Here is a 16,058-nt window from a genome sequence, read left to right as displayed (position 1 = left end):
TGTTTGTGTGGGCTACTTCTTGCCGGTGTAGACGACGGCGGGCATCGCCGGTGCCTGCATGCCCTCACCAATGAAGAAACTCGGGTGCGGCGGCTGGTTGTACGCCACGTTTTCCCGGGCCACCGCCGTGCGGTACACGGTGTCGTGCATCAGGGTCCGGAGACGGACCTCGGTGGGAGCCGTGGTGGTGTAGATCCGCAGCTCGGAGCTGTCCGTGGAGGGCCACGCGATCTCTTCGCGCCAGTCGCCCAGGATGTCAGCCTGTATGGACGGGTTCCCCTTTGTGGTGTTGTTGCTGCGGGCACCCTCAGCGGTCAGGAGCCGGTCACTGGTTTCCGTTTCCCAGTTCCACTTGGAAATGGTGGGAACGCCGCGGGACACGGTGGCGTCGTAATCGTGGTCCACGATCTCACGGAGCAGGTCGCCGTCCCACCAAGCCAGGAAGTTCGCGGCCGGGATGTTCTCCGCGATCAGCTCACCCTTTGCGGACATCAGCTGACCCACTGGCGAATCCCAGGCAGCGGAACCGCCCACGGCCCAGCCCTCGGCCCCGGCGTAACGCGGATCGATGTCACCTGCAGCGCCGCGGCCTGTGTCCTTAATGGCCGGGATGCTCCACAACACCTCGCCTGTCGCAGCGTCACGGAAAGTTGCCCCGCGATTGCCGCTGGCACCCATGTTCTCGTGGACGGCGAAGGTCTCCAAGCCGGGCCTGGACGGATCAAGGTCGCCGGTGTGGATCGCATCGCCATGGCCGAGCTTGGTGTTGTAGAGCGGCTTGCCATCGTCGTCAATGGTCATGGAACCGAAGACGAATTCGTCCTTGCCGTCCTGGTCAACGTCTGCCACAGACAAGTTGTGGTTGCCTTGACCCTTATATTCGTCACCCGCCTGATTGGAGTCGAACGTCCACCGTTTCTGGAGCTTGCCGTTGACCAGGTCGTAGGTCACCAGCACTGTGCGCGTGTAGTAACCACGGCTGAACATCATGGATGGGTGCTGGCCATCGAGGTACGCCACGGCTGCCAGGAAGCGGTCCACGCGGTTGCCGTAATTGTCGCCCCAGCTGGCCACCGACCCGCGCTCAGGCTCGTAAGCCACAGTGTCCATGATGGTCCCGGTTTCACCCTTAAAGACCGTGAGGAATTCCGGACCATTCAGGACGTAACCCGCACTGTTGCGGAAGTCGGCGTCGGCGTTTCCAATCACGGTGCCGGCCGCATCGCGGGTGCCGTCGGCCGTCTTGAACGAAACCTCCGCCTTACCGTCGCCGTCGAAGTCGTAGGCCAGAACCTGAGTGTAGTGCGCGCCGGCGCGGATGTTGCGGCCGAGGTCGATGCGCCAGAGCTTGGTGCCATCCAGCTTGTACGCATCAACGTAGACGTTGCCCGTGTAGCCGGACTGGGAGTTGTCCTTGGCGTTGGAAGGGGACCAGGTCTGGATGACTTCGTACTTACCGTCTCCGTCCAGGTCCGCCACCGTCGCGTCATTGGCCGAGTAGGTGTACGGCTTGCCATCCGGGGTAACGCCGTCGGCAGGCTTGTCCAGCTTGATGGCCAGGTAGTTCTGCGCCATTGGCGTCACGGCTTCGGTCAGCTTGTCCTGGCCCTGTCCGTTTCCGACGGTCTTGATGACATAGCTGGACTGTGCCGTGCCTGCGGGGTCCACGAACATGGTGGCGTTGCGGATGGGCTCTGGAGTGATGTTGACACCATCGCGCAGCACCTGGAAGCCGATGCTGTCCTTGTCCAGGCCCAGCATGCGCCAACTCACGGTGACACCCTGGTCCGTCAGGACGGCCACGGGCGCGCGGTCGAGGTTTTCCACTTGCCGCTTGAGTGCCGCCGGGTCCTTCGCGTCGTTGACGACGGCGGATTGGTTGCCTTGTACAGTCCGGGACGCCTCGGGTGGCGCTGCTTGGGCGAGCGGAACTCCGGTGAAGGCCAAGGCAGCTGCCGCCAGTGTCGCTGTGACCGTCAGGGGCAAGAGGGCCGGTCGTCGGGAGCTCGGGGAACATTTTGAGGGGTAAGCCATGCAACATCTCCTTTGATGCCGGGGCGCAGTGGGTCTGCACCCTCGCAGTTTGGAACGTTTCACTATTTGGACCGACAAGTCCCTCCTTTGCGAGTGACGGGGGTTTGCGGTAAGTGAAAACGCTTTCCGACATCAAGGTTTATCAGCGTTTCAACTGGGCGGTCAAGGGTGTGACAGAAAATAACTGTGAGTTTCCGTTTCTTGATGTTCACTTTTGTGCCGCCCCAACCCTCACTCACATCCCACCCCCTTCAACCCAACCCTCGCTCACATCCCACCCCCTTCAACCCAACCCCCACTCACATCCCACCCCCTTCAACCCAACCCCCACTCACATCCCACCCGGCCTCCCATGTGACGGTGGATTGCGCCCCGTTGAGCAACATTGACTCCAGTTGAGCGCGGTGACGGCGCAGCTTGGGCGCAGACACGGGCCTCCGTAGTGTCGTGCCATGCCGAAGCCCTCAGTCACTCCCCTGTCCGTCCTAGACCTCAGCCCGGTGTCCGCCGGGCAGACACCCGGCGAGGCGTTGCGCAGCGCGCTGGGCCTTGCCGCTGCTGCCGAGGCTTCCGGTTATTCGCGGTACTGGCTGGCCGAGCATCATCTCAACACTGGGGTTGCAGGCTCGGCCCCACACGTCTTGGCCGGATTGGTAGCGTCAGCCACTAAGACCATCAGGGTGGGGACTGCAGCCACCCTGCTGGGGAATTACCGGCCACTCCAAATTGCCGAGAGCATCGGGACGCTCGCCGCAGTGTTCCCCGACCGCCTGGATCTCGGTTTCGGACGCTCCGGCCCGCCAAAGTCCTCAAGCGACCCCGCTCCGGGCGTGGTGCCGCCTGTCGCCTCGACCGAGGCGACAGACCGAGTAGTGGACGGGCTGTTGATCCCTGCGGCCCGCCCGATCTTCGGCGCCGTTTTGCCGCGGAAATTCCGGCTTCAGAGTGAACTGCTGGGCCGATTCCCTGGCGACACGGACAACTTCGAAAACGACATCCAGGACATCATCGGGTTCTTCAGCGGGGAATACCGGACGCAGCACGGGGAGGAGGTCACCGCGACGCCGGCTCTGGGTGAGTCACCCCAGTTCTGGATTCACGGTTCCACCGCCGGCCCCAGTGCCCGGCTGGCCGGAAAGCTCGGGCTTCCCTTCGGCGCCAACTACCACGTGGCACCTGCCGGCGTGCTGGACTCCATCGCCGAGTACCGAGCCCATTTTGAGCCATCCGTGACTTTGCAGGAACCCCATGTGATCGTCTCAGCGGACGTACTGGTAGCCGCCGACGAACGTCAGGCACAGCGGCTCGCCCGCGGTTTTGGGCAATGGGTTCATGGAATCCGGAGCGGCCAGGGTGCTATCCCCTACCCTTCGCCGGAAGACGCATTGGAACGGGGTTTGGACGCCGAAGCCCTGGCCTTGGTCAAAGACCGATTGGACACCAGGTTCGTCGGGGATCCGCATCAGGTCAGGGAGCATCTCCTGACGCTGCAGCGTGTCACGGGCGCTCAGGAACTGCTGATCACCACCATCGCCCACGACCCCGCAGACCGGGTGAACTCCTACCAGTTGCTCGCCGAGGCCTGGGGCCTTTAGCTTTTTCGATTTCCACTCACCAACAAAGGAGCACATATGTCCATCGAAACCACAGCCACGGAAACCACAGTCCAGGAAGACGCGCAGCTGGTCACGGCTGCCGAAGCGGCCAAGCTCATTGAGCAGGGTGCCCTGCTGATCGATGTCCGCAGTGAGGGCGGTCGTGCCAGCACCGGCGCCGTCCCCGGAGCCGTAGTTGTCAACCGCGAGCACGTGGAGGAGGACTTCAACCCGGAGTCCACCCATCGCCTTCGCCAGGTGACCGGGACCGAGCAGAAGATTGTGGTTTTCTGCGGTTCCGTGAACGGCTCACGTCCGGTCGCGGAAAAGCTCAAGGTGCTGGGCTACGACCATGCCGTGCACGTCGACGGCGGTTTCCCCGCCCTGCGCGACGCCGGCGTACCCACCACCGGCCCCACCGCACCGCCGGCTGAAACTGCTTAGGCGTCCACCGACTCGGTGACTTCCGGGCGCTGGCTGCCACCCGCCGTCGTGCCTGGCGTTACCGGACCGGCTATGGCCGGTTCCGTTGCCGTCGTCGTGCTTTCCTTACTGGGAATCACGACGACGGCACTTTCGTTTGCGGGCCGCCGCACCTCGCGGAGCCAGTCCAGTCCGCCGGCCAGAAGCGCGACGCCCTGTAGGATGCAGCATCCCATCCCCCGGGTAACCGAACTCCTGGGACCTGTGACAACGGAACGTGAGGGAGCGTTGGCCCCAAACCGGTGGGACGTGCGAGAGGGACGGCCCCAAACCGGTGGGACGTGCGAGAGGGACGGCCCCAAACAGGCGGAACGTGAGAGAGCGACCGCCCCAAACAGGCGGAACGTGAGAGAGCGACCGCCCCAAACAGGCGGAACGTGAGGGAGCGTTGGCCCCAAACAGGTGGAACGTGAGCGAGGGTCAGTGGCGGAGGAGGCGGGCGCGGGCGTCGGCGTGGGCCGCGCGGAGGGCTTCGGGAGCAACCGTACGCTCCCGGTGCGCCACTTCCTGCTTCAACTGCGGGATCACGTGTTGTCCGAACTCGATGGCGTCGGGGACAAAGTCGTAACCCCGGAGTCCGAAGATCTCGAATCCGAGGTCGTGGTAGTCCAGGATCGCTTGGGTGACGGTGTCGTAGGAGCCAACCAACGCCGTCGCGCTTCCTCCCCCGCCACCTGCCGCTTTGGCGAGGGCCGTCCACAGCGCGCGGTCGTGGAGATCCCCGCGCTCGGCTGCAGCGAGGAGTCGCTGGGTGCCGGCGGCCTCGGGCTTCTGGTTGTAGTGGCGGACAGGATCAATCACCTCGCCGGCCGACCGTCGCGCCTCGAAGGTGCCCAGGATGGCGTGTGCTTTCTCCCACGCGAGCTCATCAGTTGGCCCAACAATGGGCCTGAAGGCGATTTGCCAGCGTAGGGGATGAGTGCGTCCGAGGGCAGCGGCCCGAGCAAGGATCTGCTCCTGCTGCCCGGCAGCATCCGCCAACGGCTCCCCGAAGAGCGCATAGATATCGGCCTCCGCGGCACCCACGGACCAGGCAGCCTCGGAGGATCCGCCAAAGGAAATACCCGGGCGTTTCCCCGCAAAGGGCGCCAGACCAGAAGCGAAGTCTTCAAACCGGTAGTGCTCACTGTCCCAACTGAACGAATCACCGGACCATGCCCGCCGGACGATCTGCATGTATTCCTGCGTCCGGCCGTACCGGGCATCCTTGGCAAGGAAATCACCTTCGCGGGCTTGGTCCGCCTGGCTGCCGCCGGTGATGAAGTGCACGGTCAGTCGGCCTTGGGCGATGTGGTCGAGCGTCAGGAAGGAGCGCGCCGCGAACGTCGGGTGGGAAACGTTGGGCCGGTGCGCCAGCCGCAACTGAATCCGCTCGGTATGAGCGGCGACCCACGCTGCGTGGACTGAAGGGTCTTGGGTAGTGGAGTTGTAAGCGAACAGGACGTGGTCCCAGTTGTTGTCCTCATGGATCCTCGCGATACGGGCAGCGTACTGGGGATCGAAGAAGGACGTCGTGGCTGGCGACGTCTCGGTGGAATCGTTGCCGGCACCCATGCCGAGGAATTCGATAGGCATTGTGGTTCTCCCTTAAAACGAGTTAGCGGCGGAGGATGCGCTGGGCCAGGAAGTTGCCCAGCAACTGCGCGGCCTGCACCATGACGATGATGATGAGGACGGTCACCAGGGTGACTTCCCAGTTGAACTGCTGGTAGCCGTACATGATGGCGAAGTTGCCCAAGCCACCGCCGCCGATGTACCCGGCCATGGCGGACATATCCACGATGGCGATGATCATGAACGTGTAGCCCAGGATCAGCGGCGCCAGCGACTCGGGAATCACCACGGACCACAGGATGTGCAGGCGGCTGTCACCCATGGCCCGGGCGGCTTCCACAACACCGGGATCGGATGCGACCAGGTTTTGTTCCACCACACGCCCAATGACGACGCCGGCCATGAGCGCCATGGGCAGGATCGCGGCCGTGGTGCCGATGGTGGTTCCCATGACAATCAGCGTCAGCGGGGCGATGGCCGTGATGAAGATGATGAACGGGATGGGCCGGATGATGTTGACCAGGAAGTTCAGGAAGGAGAACACGGCCTTGTTGGCGAACAGGTTGCCCGGCCGGGTGGCGTAGAGCGTGACCCCCAACGCGAGCCCGGCAAGACCGCTGAGCAGGACCGTGATGACCACCATGTAGATGGTCTGTTGGAAGGATTCGCCCAGGACGGGCAGGAGGGTTGTCCAGTCGGTCATGGCTATTCTCCGGCGTTCGCGGGGACGGGCAGGTGCGGTACGGCACTATCGGCGGCGGCTGTCTGGCGTTCGACGGCGGTGACCTCGCCCAGTTCGGCGAGGGCGGCGTCAATGGATGCGCCACTTCCGGTGAGCTCGTACGTGAGTGTGCCGAGGATCTTGTTTTGGATTTCGGTGACGCCGCCGAACACCACGCTGGAGCCGACACCGTGGCGCTCGAAGGTGGCCGCAACCAGAGGTGCGGGGGCGGCTTCGGAGATGCCGACGGACACCAGCAGCCCGGGGTGCGCAGCGGAGAGGCGGCTGACGGTGTCGGGTTCCGGCGTTCCGTGCACGGCCGTGGCCACGAAGCGCTGGGTAGAGCTGCTCTGGGGATCGGCGAAAACGGAATAGGTGGGCCCGGACTCCACCACACGGCCCGATTCCATCATCACCACGGTGTCGCAGATTTCCCGGACCACGTGCATTTCGTGGGTGATCACAACCACGGTGGTTCCGAGTTCTTTGTTGATGCGGCGGAGCAGCCGGAGTACGTCGCGGGTGGTTTCGGGATCCAGTGCGCTGGTGGCCTCGTCGGCGAGCAGGATATCCGGGGCGTTGGCGAGTGCCCGGGCGATGCCCACGCGTTGCTGCTGCCCGCCGGACAGCCGCCGGGGGTAGGAGCCTGCTTTGTCGGCGATGCCCACGAATTCGAGCAGCTCATTCACGCGGGGCTTGATCTTGTCCTTGGGCCAGCCAGCCACTTTCAACGGATATGCGACGTTTCCGTAGACGGTGCGGGACTTGAGCAGGTTGAACTGCTGGAAGATCATACCGATGCCGCTGCGGACGGTGCGCAGCCGGCTTTCGGGGAGGGACGAGATTTCCTGTCCCTTGACGAAGACCTGGCCTTCGGTGGGACGTTCCAGGCCATTGAGCAGGCGCACCAAAGTGGATTTTCCGGCTCCGGAGTACCCGACGATGCCTACCACCGTGCCCTCTTCGATGTCCAAGGTGACGCTATCAACGGCACGCACTGGTTCGGCGCGGTGGCTGCGTTTGCTTCCTTGGACAGGGAACAGCTTGCTGACTCCGCGCAGGGAAACGATCGCGCTCACCGGAGCCTCCTTCTGGGTTGTTTGAATGCCCATTCCAGCAGCGTCTTGAGGCGCTCATCGAACCCAGTGACCCCCCGTGACCTGCGGTTTCTTTCCTTAACGGCGCGCGTCGGAGTGTTGCGAAAGCGTTCGATTCCCACCGGTCACCCTGCCTAGCGTGAGGCAGGGGGAACACCCCGTACCTTTCCATTCGCATCAGACCCTTTGTACGGAGAAGCATCATGAAGAACCGCTTGTTAGTCGCCGCCGTCGGCCTCATCGCCGCTCTATCGCTCTCGGCCTGCGGAGGTGCGTCAAGCGGTTCCACGACCTCTGCGAACACCAAGGTGGTTATCGGCGTCGACGACGGCGCCGAACAACACTGGACCATCCTGAAGAACAAGCTCAAGGACCAGGGCATCGACCTTGAGGTTAAGAACTTCACCGACGGCGCCCAGATCAACACGGCAACCCAGCAGGGGCAGGTGGACATCAACCTGTTCCAGCACCTGAAGTACTTGTCGCAGTTCAACGTGAACAGCAACGGCACACTGGTCCCAGTCGGAGCTACTGCCGTCTACCCGCTGGCGTTGTACTCGGAGAAGTTCAAGTCCGTGCAGGAGCTTCCGGCCGATGCCGAGGTTGCCATCCCCAACAACCCCACCAACCAGGCGCGCGCCCTGCTCAACCTTCAGACGGCAGGCTTGCTGCAGCTCAAGGATGGCGGCAACTCGCTCTCCACGCCCGCCGAAATTACGTCAAGCAAGATCAAGGTCGTCCCGGTGGACAGCAACCAGACAGTCAATGCGCTCAAGGGCACCACTGAAGCAGCGGTTGTTAACAACACCCAGGCGCAGAAGGGCGGACTTGGCGATGACAAGATCATCTTCAAGGAAGACCTCAACTCTGAGTCCCTGGCGCCATACATCAACGGCTTCGTGGTGAAGGCTGACCGCAAGGATGATCCCACCTGGAAGAAGATTGTGGACGCCTATCACACGCCCGAAGTCGAAGCTGCGGTCACCAAGCTCAACGACGGCAACCTGCAGTTCAAGGCTGACTGGACCGCTGCCAAGCTGCAGGAAGTCCTGACCGCCGAAGAAGACGCCATCAAGAAGACCAAGTAGCCGCACAAGGGTGCCCGCCACGCGGCGGGCACCCCTCACGGCATCCAGGAACAGGCCATGAACCAGACACTCACCCGTGAACGCCAGCAGATCCATTTCTTCGCCTACCTCGTGGGCACCGGCATCCATTTGGCTTCCTGGCGGCACGAAACGGCCTTTCCCCAGGCCAGCATCGACTTTGAGCACCAGGTAAGCCTCGCCCGGACAGCCGAGGACGCGAAATTCGACGCCATCTTCCTGGGCGATTCCCTGGCGATCGATGAGACGTCCAACCCGGGCATCCTCAACCGCTTTGACCCCATTGGCCTGGTCACGGCCCTTGGGGCGGTCACCACAAACATCGGCCTCATCGCGACATCGTCCACGTCCTATGACGAGCCCTTCAATTTCGCCCGGGCTGCCCTCACCGCGGACCATATCAGCGGCGGCCGCGTCGGTTGGAACATTGTCACAACCCGAGACCTCACCAACAGCACTGCGGGCAACTTCAGCGCCGATGAACACTTCGACCACAGTCTCCGGTACCGCCGCGCTGAGGAGTTCGTTGAGGTGACCCAAGGACTCTGGAACTCCTGGGACACGGACGCCTTCCTCTATGACAAGGACAGCGGCCGATTCTTCGACCGCCACAAACTTCGCCGCCTGGACTACAAGGGCGAGTTCTTCAAGGTTGCAGGTCCGCTCAACATCGGCCCCTCCCCGCAGCGCTCTCCGTTGCTGGCCCAGGCGGGCACTTCGGTGCCAGGACAGCAGTTGGGCGCCCGGTTCGCCAACGCCCTCTTCGCCAGCCATCCCGACATTCCGCAGGCGAGGCAATACCGCGATTCCGTGAGGGCCCAAGCAAAGGCCTTCGGCCGGAATCCCGACGAAATCTACGTCTACCAAGCGATCTCGCCGATAGTCGCAGACACCCGGGACGAGGCCTTGGAACGGATCCGTGAACTGGACAGCCTCATCACGGATCAGCAGGTCCTGGATTTCCTGCAGGAGTATTTCGCAGGCCAGTTGGACTTCACAGGCCTCGGAGCGGACGCCACGGTGAACCAGTCCGGGATCCCCACCATCGCACAACCCCGGACCGATTTCCGTTCCGCCGGCGAACAGATCAGTGGGCGTGAAGACGAGGTCACGCTCAAGGACCTCTACTCAATCCTCACGGGCGACAAACGGAACCACGACTTCATCGGCACCCCGCAGCACGTGGCTGACTCCCTGGAGCGATGGCACGCTGAGGGCACAGCCGACGGCTTCAACCTCATGTTTTCGCTCCTCCCCCAGGACCTGGAGCGCTTCGCCACGGGCGTCATTCCGCTGCTCCAGGAACGCGGGCTCGCGCGCACTGAGTACGCCGGCACCACCTTGAAATCGCATCTGGGACTCGATCCGCAGCCGAAAGGACAACCATGACCACCACACCGACCGTCACAACCGGCACCCACGCGATCCGCCAAGCCCGCCCCGAAGAGTACGACGCCGTGGGGCGGCTGACGTACGAAGGCTTCGGCCATCACCTCCCTGGCGCCCGCCAACCGGACGAACAACGGCTGGAGCTTTTGCTCGACGCCTCTGCACGGGCCCGCGAAGGACTCCTGCTGGTCGCCGAGGACCTGGAAACCAAGCGACTGGTGGGCACCGCCAGCCTCCTCCCCTTTGGTTCACGCCTCAGCCGTCAGGCGGAGGAAGGCGAGGTGGAACTGCGGTTGCTGGCTGTGCACCCGGACGCGCGCAGGACAGGCCTTGGCCAGAAAATCCTGGACGAATCCGCCCGCTTGGCCGCCGCACAGTGTGCCGTGCGCGTGGTGCTGGACACCGCCGTCGACAATGTAGCGTCCCAACGCCTTTACCGACGCCTTGGCTATATTCGACGTCCCGAGCGTGAGAAGGAGCGCCCCGCGCCAAAGGTGCAGCTGGTGGTCTACACGCTGGAACTCCCGCCGGCATAAGGGAGGCCCCACCGCACATGCCCGATGGCTGCAGAGTTCGAACTTCTGCGGTCTCTGGCAATCATCAGGGGTTTTGGTTCGACATCGACCGTGGCATGGCTACCTGAAAACCGTTTCAGAAGACAAGGTCACAACCCCTGTTGCAGGATCTACGTCGAACCGGCTTAGCTTACCGGCACCCAGTTCGTCTGCCGCACGCTCGGCCAGAATCAAGGCGTTGGCCGCGCACGAAGATTGCCATGAGTGATTTTCGTAGTAACCCTGAATGACCTTTTCGGCAACGAACCTCCCACCGAGGTCAAGATCACGTTGCCTCCCGTGCCACCTTCGTGTTCTGAAGCGCCATCGTCTCTCTTGCCTCCGACTTTCCCGCACCAGGCGGACCAGCCGTGACTACCACCGCATGGCCGCCCGTTGACACATCGTCCTGAAGACGCATGTATGCCTTAGCGGTGCGCGCTATAGCTAAGTCATCGAAGTACAGGGCCAGTTCTGAAGGTGGCGTTTCCAGTGCACCACCTGGAGAAAAGAGTTGGGTAAGAGCGGAATGGACGTCGTCCCGGTCAACGGCCAATTGCCGCCCTTACCTCCTGGAACTCGGTTTCGCTGAGGAGACCCTGGGCCACGGCCACCACTATTTGGTCCCACGTCCCGGGCACACGACCTTCGTTCGGGTATGGTGCATCTTCGCCGAAGGAGTAAGCGAACGCTTTCAGATCAGCCACAAGTTTGTCGCGGGACGTGTCATAGGCGAAGGCGCGGAGGATCACTTCCTCCGGATCGGGGCTCAGGTCTCCGCCTCTGCGTTCGATGGCCTTTAGCAACCGGTGCACTTTGGCCTGGCTTGTCACAAGGATCTCGGCGATATCACGCTGATTGAAGTTCCGATTCGCGACGTTCCGAACCGCCCGAAGCTCATCAAGCAAATCGACCCGCTGTCGAGCCTGACGCTGCAGCGCCTCATGATGCATTGCAGCAAGACTGCTGTCCATGGTGAACATTCGACACCTCCTCTTCTGCTGTCAACCTACCTTCCTGATTCACCATGAATCAAGAAGGTAGGCTGCTGTAATCGTCACCGATTTCATGACGCATAGGGAGGCACCGGCAGTACCCGGAAGGCCGGGCACTCCCGCATTCCCAGGAGTAGCGTTCCAATGGAATGGTCCCCTAGGAAAAGGAACATCATGACTACCTGGCTCATCACAGGCTGCTCCACCGGACTCGGCAGGGCCCTCGCCCAAGCGGTCCTCGCAAAAGGCGATAACGCCGTCGTCACTGCCCGCAACACGGATTCGCTGCAGGACCTGGCCGCGGAATTCCCGACGACGGCCCTCGCCGTGTCGCTCGACGTCACCGATCAGTCCCAGGTGGACGCGGCGGTTCAGCAGGCAACGGAGCGTTTCGGCGGCGTGGACGTCCTGGTCAACAACGCCGGCTACGGTTACCGTGCAGCCATTGAAGAGGGCGACGATGCCGACGTCCGCACACTGTTCGACACCAACGTGTTCGGCCCCGTCGCCATGATCAAAGCTGTCCTCCCGGGCATGCGCTCCACGCGCTCGGGCGCGATCGTGAATATCTCCTCCATTGGTGCCCGGATCTGCCCGCCCGGATCGGGGTACTACTCTGCGTCCAAGGCCGCCCTGGAGGGAATCTCGGGTTCGCTGCACAAGGAACTCCAGCCGTTGGGGATCTCCGTCACGGCCGTGGAACCGGGTGGATTCCGAACCGACTTCGCCGGGCGTTCGCTCACCCAGTCGGCCGAGGCAATCGCGGACTACGCTGACACGGCCGGGAAACGCCGCAAGGAAAACGACACTGTCCACGGCACCCAGCCGGGCGATCCGGACAAGGCTGCGCAAGTGATCATCAGCGCAGTCGAAGCCGAGCAGACCCCGGCTTTCCTGTTGCTTGGAGCGGATGCCGTTTATGCCTACGACGCCGTGGAGGAAGCGATGCGCGCTGAGGTTGACCGTTGGCGCGAGCACAGTGCCAGCACCGGTTACACGGAGTAATGAGCAACGTGTAATCGGTCACACTTGGCCGGATTCGCTTGTCAATCGCGGTGCGCAACATGAACCATGAATGAGGGAATTCGTTCCCTTACAAGCTGAATCAGCAATCCTCACCGACGAGGATGCGGCCCCGGGCGAAGAGGCTTGGGGCTGATAACGGCCTGAGTGAAAGTACTGACAATGACGACACATACTGACTCCATCACGCTGAAAATCTGGGACAAGTCGGCCATCGACCACACCATCGATGCCGCCATCCAGTCCCTCTCACACCGCGCCGCCGCCGAAAACTGCGGCATCGCAGTAACCCTTAGCGGACCGAAAACCTTTACGGTCGCCTTGAGCCGCTAAGCAGCCCAAACCAAAACACAAGAGGACGACGCCGGTACTTGCCGGCGTCGTCCTCTTGCGTTTAAGTCCGTCTGGAAGTCCTGAGCAAACCTTGAGTTTTCCTTGACGCTTTGCCTGCGTATTTCTTGCGTTGGCGTTGGAACTCTAAGTGAGTCAACGCTTCAACAAACGAACGGAGGGATCACAATGCTCACGGAAATCACGGTTCGTGCAGACGCACCGGACACGGATGCCTCACCGCGCGGATCCCACCGTGCCGCCGGCGGAGTAGTAACAGTCCTGGTCCCGGCCCACAACGAATCGGCCGGAATCACCGAGACGCTGGTATCTCTGAAGAACCAAACCCGCCGCCCGGACCGCATCATCGTGGTCGCCGATAACTGCACCGATGACACCGAGACTTTGGCGCTTGCCCAGGGCGTTGAGGTCCTGCCAACCGTCGGTAACAAGGACAAGAAGGCCGGTGCCCTGAACTTCGCACTCAGCCAATTGCTTCCGGACGCCGATCCCGAAGACTTGGTGCTGGTCCAGGACGCCGACTCCCAGCTGGCCCTGGACTTCATCGAGAACGCCACCGCCAACCTGCTCAAGGACGATCTGCTCGGCGCCGTTGGTGGCGTGTTCAGCGGTGGTCCCGGCGGCGGTTTTGTGGGCCACCTGCAGCGCAACGAGTACGCCCGCTACGCAAGGGACGTCAAGCGCCTCCACGGCAAATGCCTGGTGGTGACCGGAACGGCCGCACTGTTCAGGGTCAAGACGTTGCGCGATGTGGTCGCAGCCCGTTTGGCGGGCACCTTGCCTCCCGGAAACGGCAAGGGCGGCGTCTACGACACCTCCGTCCTCACCGAAGACAACGAGCTTTCCTTCGCCCTGCTGACCCTCGGGTACCGCATCGCTTCGCCCTCCAATTGCACCCTGGTCACCGAGGTCATGCCCACCTGGCGTGAACTCTGGGCGCAACGGCTCCGCTGGAAGCGGGGCGCTGTGGAGAACTGCGTGCAGTACGGCTGGACCAAGGTAACGCGCGCTTACTGGGGCCGGCAGTTCCTGTCCATGATCGGCGTCGTAGTAACCATCGCCTACTTCGGCTCCATCATTTTTGCTTTGACCACCGGAATGGGCCTGAACCTCCAGCCATTCTGGATCGCAGTCACCGGCATCTTCGTCCTGGAACGCATCGTCACACTGCGTTTCCGCGGCTGGAGGTACATGCTGCTGGCCGCCACCATGTACGAAACCGTCATCGATATCTTCCTCCAGGCCGTTCACGCCAAGGCCTACCTGGATGCAGCCCTCAACCGCAAGAAAGTTTGGTAATCACAGATGTACAACAACCCAGCAGGACCCGCAGCAGGCGCATTCGTAGGTGCCACAGGCTCAGGAACGCTCGCCATGACAGGCGCAGGCGATCTGTTCTGGTTCGCCCTGGCTGCCTTCGCAATGCTCGCTCTGGGCCTCGCCATCAAGAGGATCGTCCCAGTCCGTGCCGAGAAGAAGGCCTAGCCGCTTCTCCCCAAAGCCCAACAGGCCCGCAGGTGTGTCGCTTTCCCCCCAGCGCGACACAACTGCGGGCCCGTTGTTTTAAGACTCAGGCCACAACCGCTGTGCTGGCGGATGTTTTGGCCGCCGTGGTGTAACCAGGGTTGGTGCCTGTGACCTTCACACTCATCGTGTCGGCCTGGTCAGCGCTCACCAGCGTGTAGGTTTTAGCCGTTGCCCCCGAAATCGCCACCCCTGACCGATACCACTGGTACGTCAGGGTGGTTCCTGAGGTCCAGGTGCCCGTATTGGCTGTCAGTGTGGAGCCCACGGTCAACGTGCCAGTGATGGTGGGAACCGGTGCCACCAGGGTGCCTGCGACAACTGTTGCCGTTGGCGCGGACTCCTTGGTTGTTGTTGCGTACCCGGCTTTGGTTCCGGTGACGCGGACAGTCAATTTGGTGCCTTGGTCTGCCGCAGCCAAGACGCGGGTTGCGTTGGTGGCGCCTGCAATCGCCACTCCATTCCTGTACCACTGATACGTCAATGCGGTGCCTGTGGTCCACGTTCCCGGCGCGGCCGTCAACGTTGAACCCACCGCTGCCGTACCGGTCACCGTGGGAGTCGGGGCTGTCAGCGGGATGCCCGGGACAAAGGAGAAATCGCGGATGGTGACGGATTCCGGGGCAACAGCTGCGGCGTTTCCACCGCCACCCCCGGTCACCCAAAGGTTGAAATGGATCTGTTCCTTGGCGGGAACCGGAACCGTGGATCCCTGGAGGACAGTCCTCTTCAGAAGCGGTCCGGTATAGCCCTCGCCCGCGAATGTCTCAAAAGTGATCTTGCCCGGTTCCCACACCATCCTGTGCGTGAGAATCGGGGCATTGGTGACATCGAAGGTGACAGTGTTGTTCCCCTGCCCCGGCGGCTTGGTGGCATCGAACCAGTAGCCGTGCCCCTGTGTTACCGGCCAGTTTTCGCCGTAAGCGGCCCCGCCACCCCATGCCGATGCTTCGCAAAGATCGATTTCCGTGTATCCGGGCTCCGCTGCGGGGTCGTACGTGAACAGGCAACCCCATACAACTTCCTTCTGCAGGGCGCTGACGTCCTTTTCCACCGTGGTGCTGTAGGTGCCATAGCCAAATCCTTCACGGGTGGACTGGAACTCCGCCCCCTTGGGAGCGGACCCGGTGGGATTGGTGATGGAGAGTTTGACGTACCCGTTGGCGTCAGGATTGCTCACATTGTTGGCGTCCCAGCTGGCGTTGTACATGGGCGCCCCACCCCAAAAACGCTTTTGCCAGTTGAATCCCTTCCACGCAAAACTGCCCACCGGCCCGGGATCATCAGCCATCGGCGTGGTATCCGCGGCACTTGAGGGGCTCATACCCGTGAACATCGATAAACCTACCGCCGCAATGACGGCCAATCCCATTGCTTTTCTTCCCCCATGTGGAAGGAGCTTCACTGACAATGCCATAGCTGTGTCCTCCTGCTGATGCGCCCAGAAATGCCTCCGGCAATTGCCCGAGGCCGCCGTGACGTTCCACCCCCGAGGAACGTGCAACTCCTCGATTATCGAATAGGAAGGGTCCTGTCGGAAGCGAAATGGGCCAGCAAACTTGTCGTTTCAACATCAATTGGATAACGGCGCAACTTCGCATCACCTCCTGCCGCTGCATTTCAGGGATGCCC

General features: G+C 62.4%; 16 protein-coding genes. 9 read left to right on the top strand and 7 right to left on the bottom strand.

The window, feature by feature from the left end; all coding sequences use genetic code 11:
* Positions 1 to 12: 12 nt before the first annotated feature.
* The gene (locus tag NEK97_RS09745) at positions 13 to 2,034 is read right to left on the bottom strand and encodes a rhamnogalacturonan lyase (RefSeq protein WP_257369657.1); all 2,022 of its coding nucleotides are present in this window, start codon (positions 2,032 to 2,034) and stop codon (positions 13 to 15) included.
* A 452-nt stretch (positions 2,035 to 2,486) separates the two neighbouring features.
* Between NEK97_RS09745 and NEK97_RS09740 the strand changes: the two genes are divergently transcribed.
* Positions 2,487 to 3,629 carry an LLM class flavin-dependent oxidoreductase gene (locus NEK97_RS09740; RefSeq protein ID WP_257369656.1) on the top strand — a complete coding sequence of 381 codons (1,143 nt, stop codon included), beginning with the start codon at positions 2,487 to 2,489 and terminating at the stop codon, positions 3,627 to 3,629.
* A 36-nt stretch (positions 3,630 to 3,665) separates the two neighbouring features.
* Positions 3,666 to 4,073: a rhodanese-like domain-containing protein gene (locus NEK97_RS09735; protein ID WP_257369655.1), complete on the top strand. Its 408-nt coding sequence runs from the start codon at positions 3,666 to 3,668 to the stop codon at positions 4,071 to 4,073.
* Here the strand turns inward: NEK97_RS09735 and NEK97_RS09730 are convergent.
* From NEK97_RS09730 to NEK97_RS09715, 4 genes are all read right to left on the bottom strand, one after another.
* A complete protein-coding gene (locus NEK97_RS09730; protein WP_257369653.1) occupies positions 4,070 to 4,288 on the bottom strand; it encodes a hypothetical protein in 219 nt (72 codons plus the stop codon). The genes NEK97_RS09735 and NEK97_RS09730 overlap by 4 nt on opposite strands.
* Before the next feature lie 244 nt (positions 4,289 to 4,532).
* Positions 4,533 to 5,687 carry an LLM class flavin-dependent oxidoreductase gene (locus tag NEK97_RS09725; protein WP_257369652.1) on the bottom strand — a complete coding sequence of 385 codons (1,155 nt, stop codon included), beginning with the start codon at positions 5,685 to 5,687 and terminating at the stop codon, positions 4,533 to 4,535.
* A gap of 22 nt (positions 5,688 to 5,709) precedes the next feature.
* The gene (locus NEK97_RS09720) at positions 5,710 to 6,369 is read right to left on the bottom strand and encodes a methionine ABC transporter permease (RefSeq protein WP_144649471.1); all 660 of its coding nucleotides are present in this window, start codon (positions 6,367 to 6,369) and stop codon (positions 5,710 to 5,712) included.
* A 2-nt stretch (positions 6,370 to 6,371) separates the two neighbouring features.
* Positions 6,372 to 7,499, bottom strand: a complete 1,128-nt coding sequence (locus tag NEK97_RS09715) for a methionine ABC transporter ATP-binding protein (protein WP_257369651.1) — start codon at positions 7,497 to 7,499, stop codon at positions 6,372 to 6,374.
* 188 nt (positions 7,500 to 7,687) lie between these two features.
* On the opposite strand from NEK97_RS09715, the gene NEK97_RS09710 reads away from it, so the two are divergent.
* Genes NEK97_RS09710 through NEK97_RS09700 form a run of 3 tightly spaced genes read left to right on the top strand, consistent with a single transcriptional unit; the run spans position 7,688 to position 10,515 of the window.
* Complete coding sequence (locus tag NEK97_RS09710) at positions 7,688 to 8,572, top strand: MetQ/NlpA family ABC transporter substrate-binding protein (protein ID WP_235517552.1); 885 nt, start codon at positions 7,688 to 7,690, stop codon at positions 8,570 to 8,572.
* Positions 8,573 to 8,629: 57 nt separating this feature from the next.
* On the top strand, positions 8,630 to 9,979 hold the full coding sequence (locus tag NEK97_RS09705) for an LLM class flavin-dependent oxidoreductase (RefSeq protein ID WP_257369650.1): 1,350 nt from the start codon (positions 8,630 to 8,632) through the stop codon (positions 9,977 to 9,979).
* On the top strand, positions 9,976 to 10,515 hold the full coding sequence (locus NEK97_RS09700; RefSeq protein WP_257369649.1) for a GNAT family N-acetyltransferase: 540 nt from the start codon (positions 9,976 to 9,978) through the stop codon (positions 10,513 to 10,515). Before NEK97_RS09705 ends, NEK97_RS09700 begins: the two co-directional genes overlap by 4 nt.
* Positions 10,516 to 11,078: 563 nt before the next feature.
* Here the strand turns inward: NEK97_RS09700 and NEK97_RS09695 are convergent.
* A complete protein-coding gene (locus NEK97_RS09695; protein ID WP_257369648.1) occupies positions 11,079 to 11,516 on the bottom strand; it encodes a hypothetical protein in 438 nt (145 codons plus the stop codon).
* A gap of 186 nt (positions 11,517 to 11,702) precedes the next feature.
* On the opposite strand from NEK97_RS09695, the gene NEK97_RS09690 reads away from it, so the two are divergent.
* From NEK97_RS09690 to NEK97_RS09675, 4 genes are all read left to right on the top strand, one after another.
* Positions 11,703 to 12,533 carry an oxidoreductase gene (locus tag NEK97_RS09690; RefSeq protein ID WP_257369647.1) on the top strand — a complete coding sequence of 277 codons (831 nt, stop codon included), beginning with the start codon at positions 11,703 to 11,705 and terminating at the stop codon, positions 12,531 to 12,533.
* 180 nt (positions 12,534 to 12,713) lie between these two features.
* Positions 12,714 to 12,884: a hypothetical protein gene (locus NEK97_RS09685; RefSeq protein WP_186313584.1), complete on the top strand. Its 171-nt coding sequence runs from the start codon at positions 12,714 to 12,716 to the stop codon at positions 12,882 to 12,884.
* Between the two features lie 186 nt (positions 12,885 to 13,070).
* Complete coding sequence (locus NEK97_RS09680) at positions 13,071 to 14,201, top strand: glycosyltransferase family 2 protein (protein ID WP_235517567.1); 1,131 nt, start codon at positions 13,071 to 13,073, stop codon at positions 14,199 to 14,201.
* A gap of 6 nt (positions 14,202 to 14,207) precedes the next feature.
* Positions 14,208 to 14,387 carry a hypothetical protein gene (locus NEK97_RS09675; protein WP_211713326.1) on the top strand — a complete coding sequence of 60 codons (180 nt, stop codon included), beginning with the start codon at positions 14,208 to 14,210 and terminating at the stop codon, positions 14,385 to 14,387.
* Positions 14,388 to 14,472: 85 nt separating this feature from the next.
* Here the strand turns inward: NEK97_RS09675 and NEK97_RS09670 are convergent, their stop codons facing one another.
* A complete protein-coding gene (locus NEK97_RS09670; protein WP_257369643.1) occupies positions 14,473 to 15,750 on the bottom strand; it encodes a hypothetical protein in 1,278 nt (425 codons plus the stop codon).
* Positions 15,751 to 16,058: the final 308 nt, after the last annotated feature.

The organism is Paenarthrobacter sp. UW852 (assembly GCF_024608385.1).
Lineage (GTDB): Bacteria > Actinomycetota > Actinomycetes > Actinomycetales > Micrococcaceae > Arthrobacter.
Note: the sequence above shows the minus strand (reverse complement) of the source record. Positions and strands in the feature narration are given on the sequence as shown.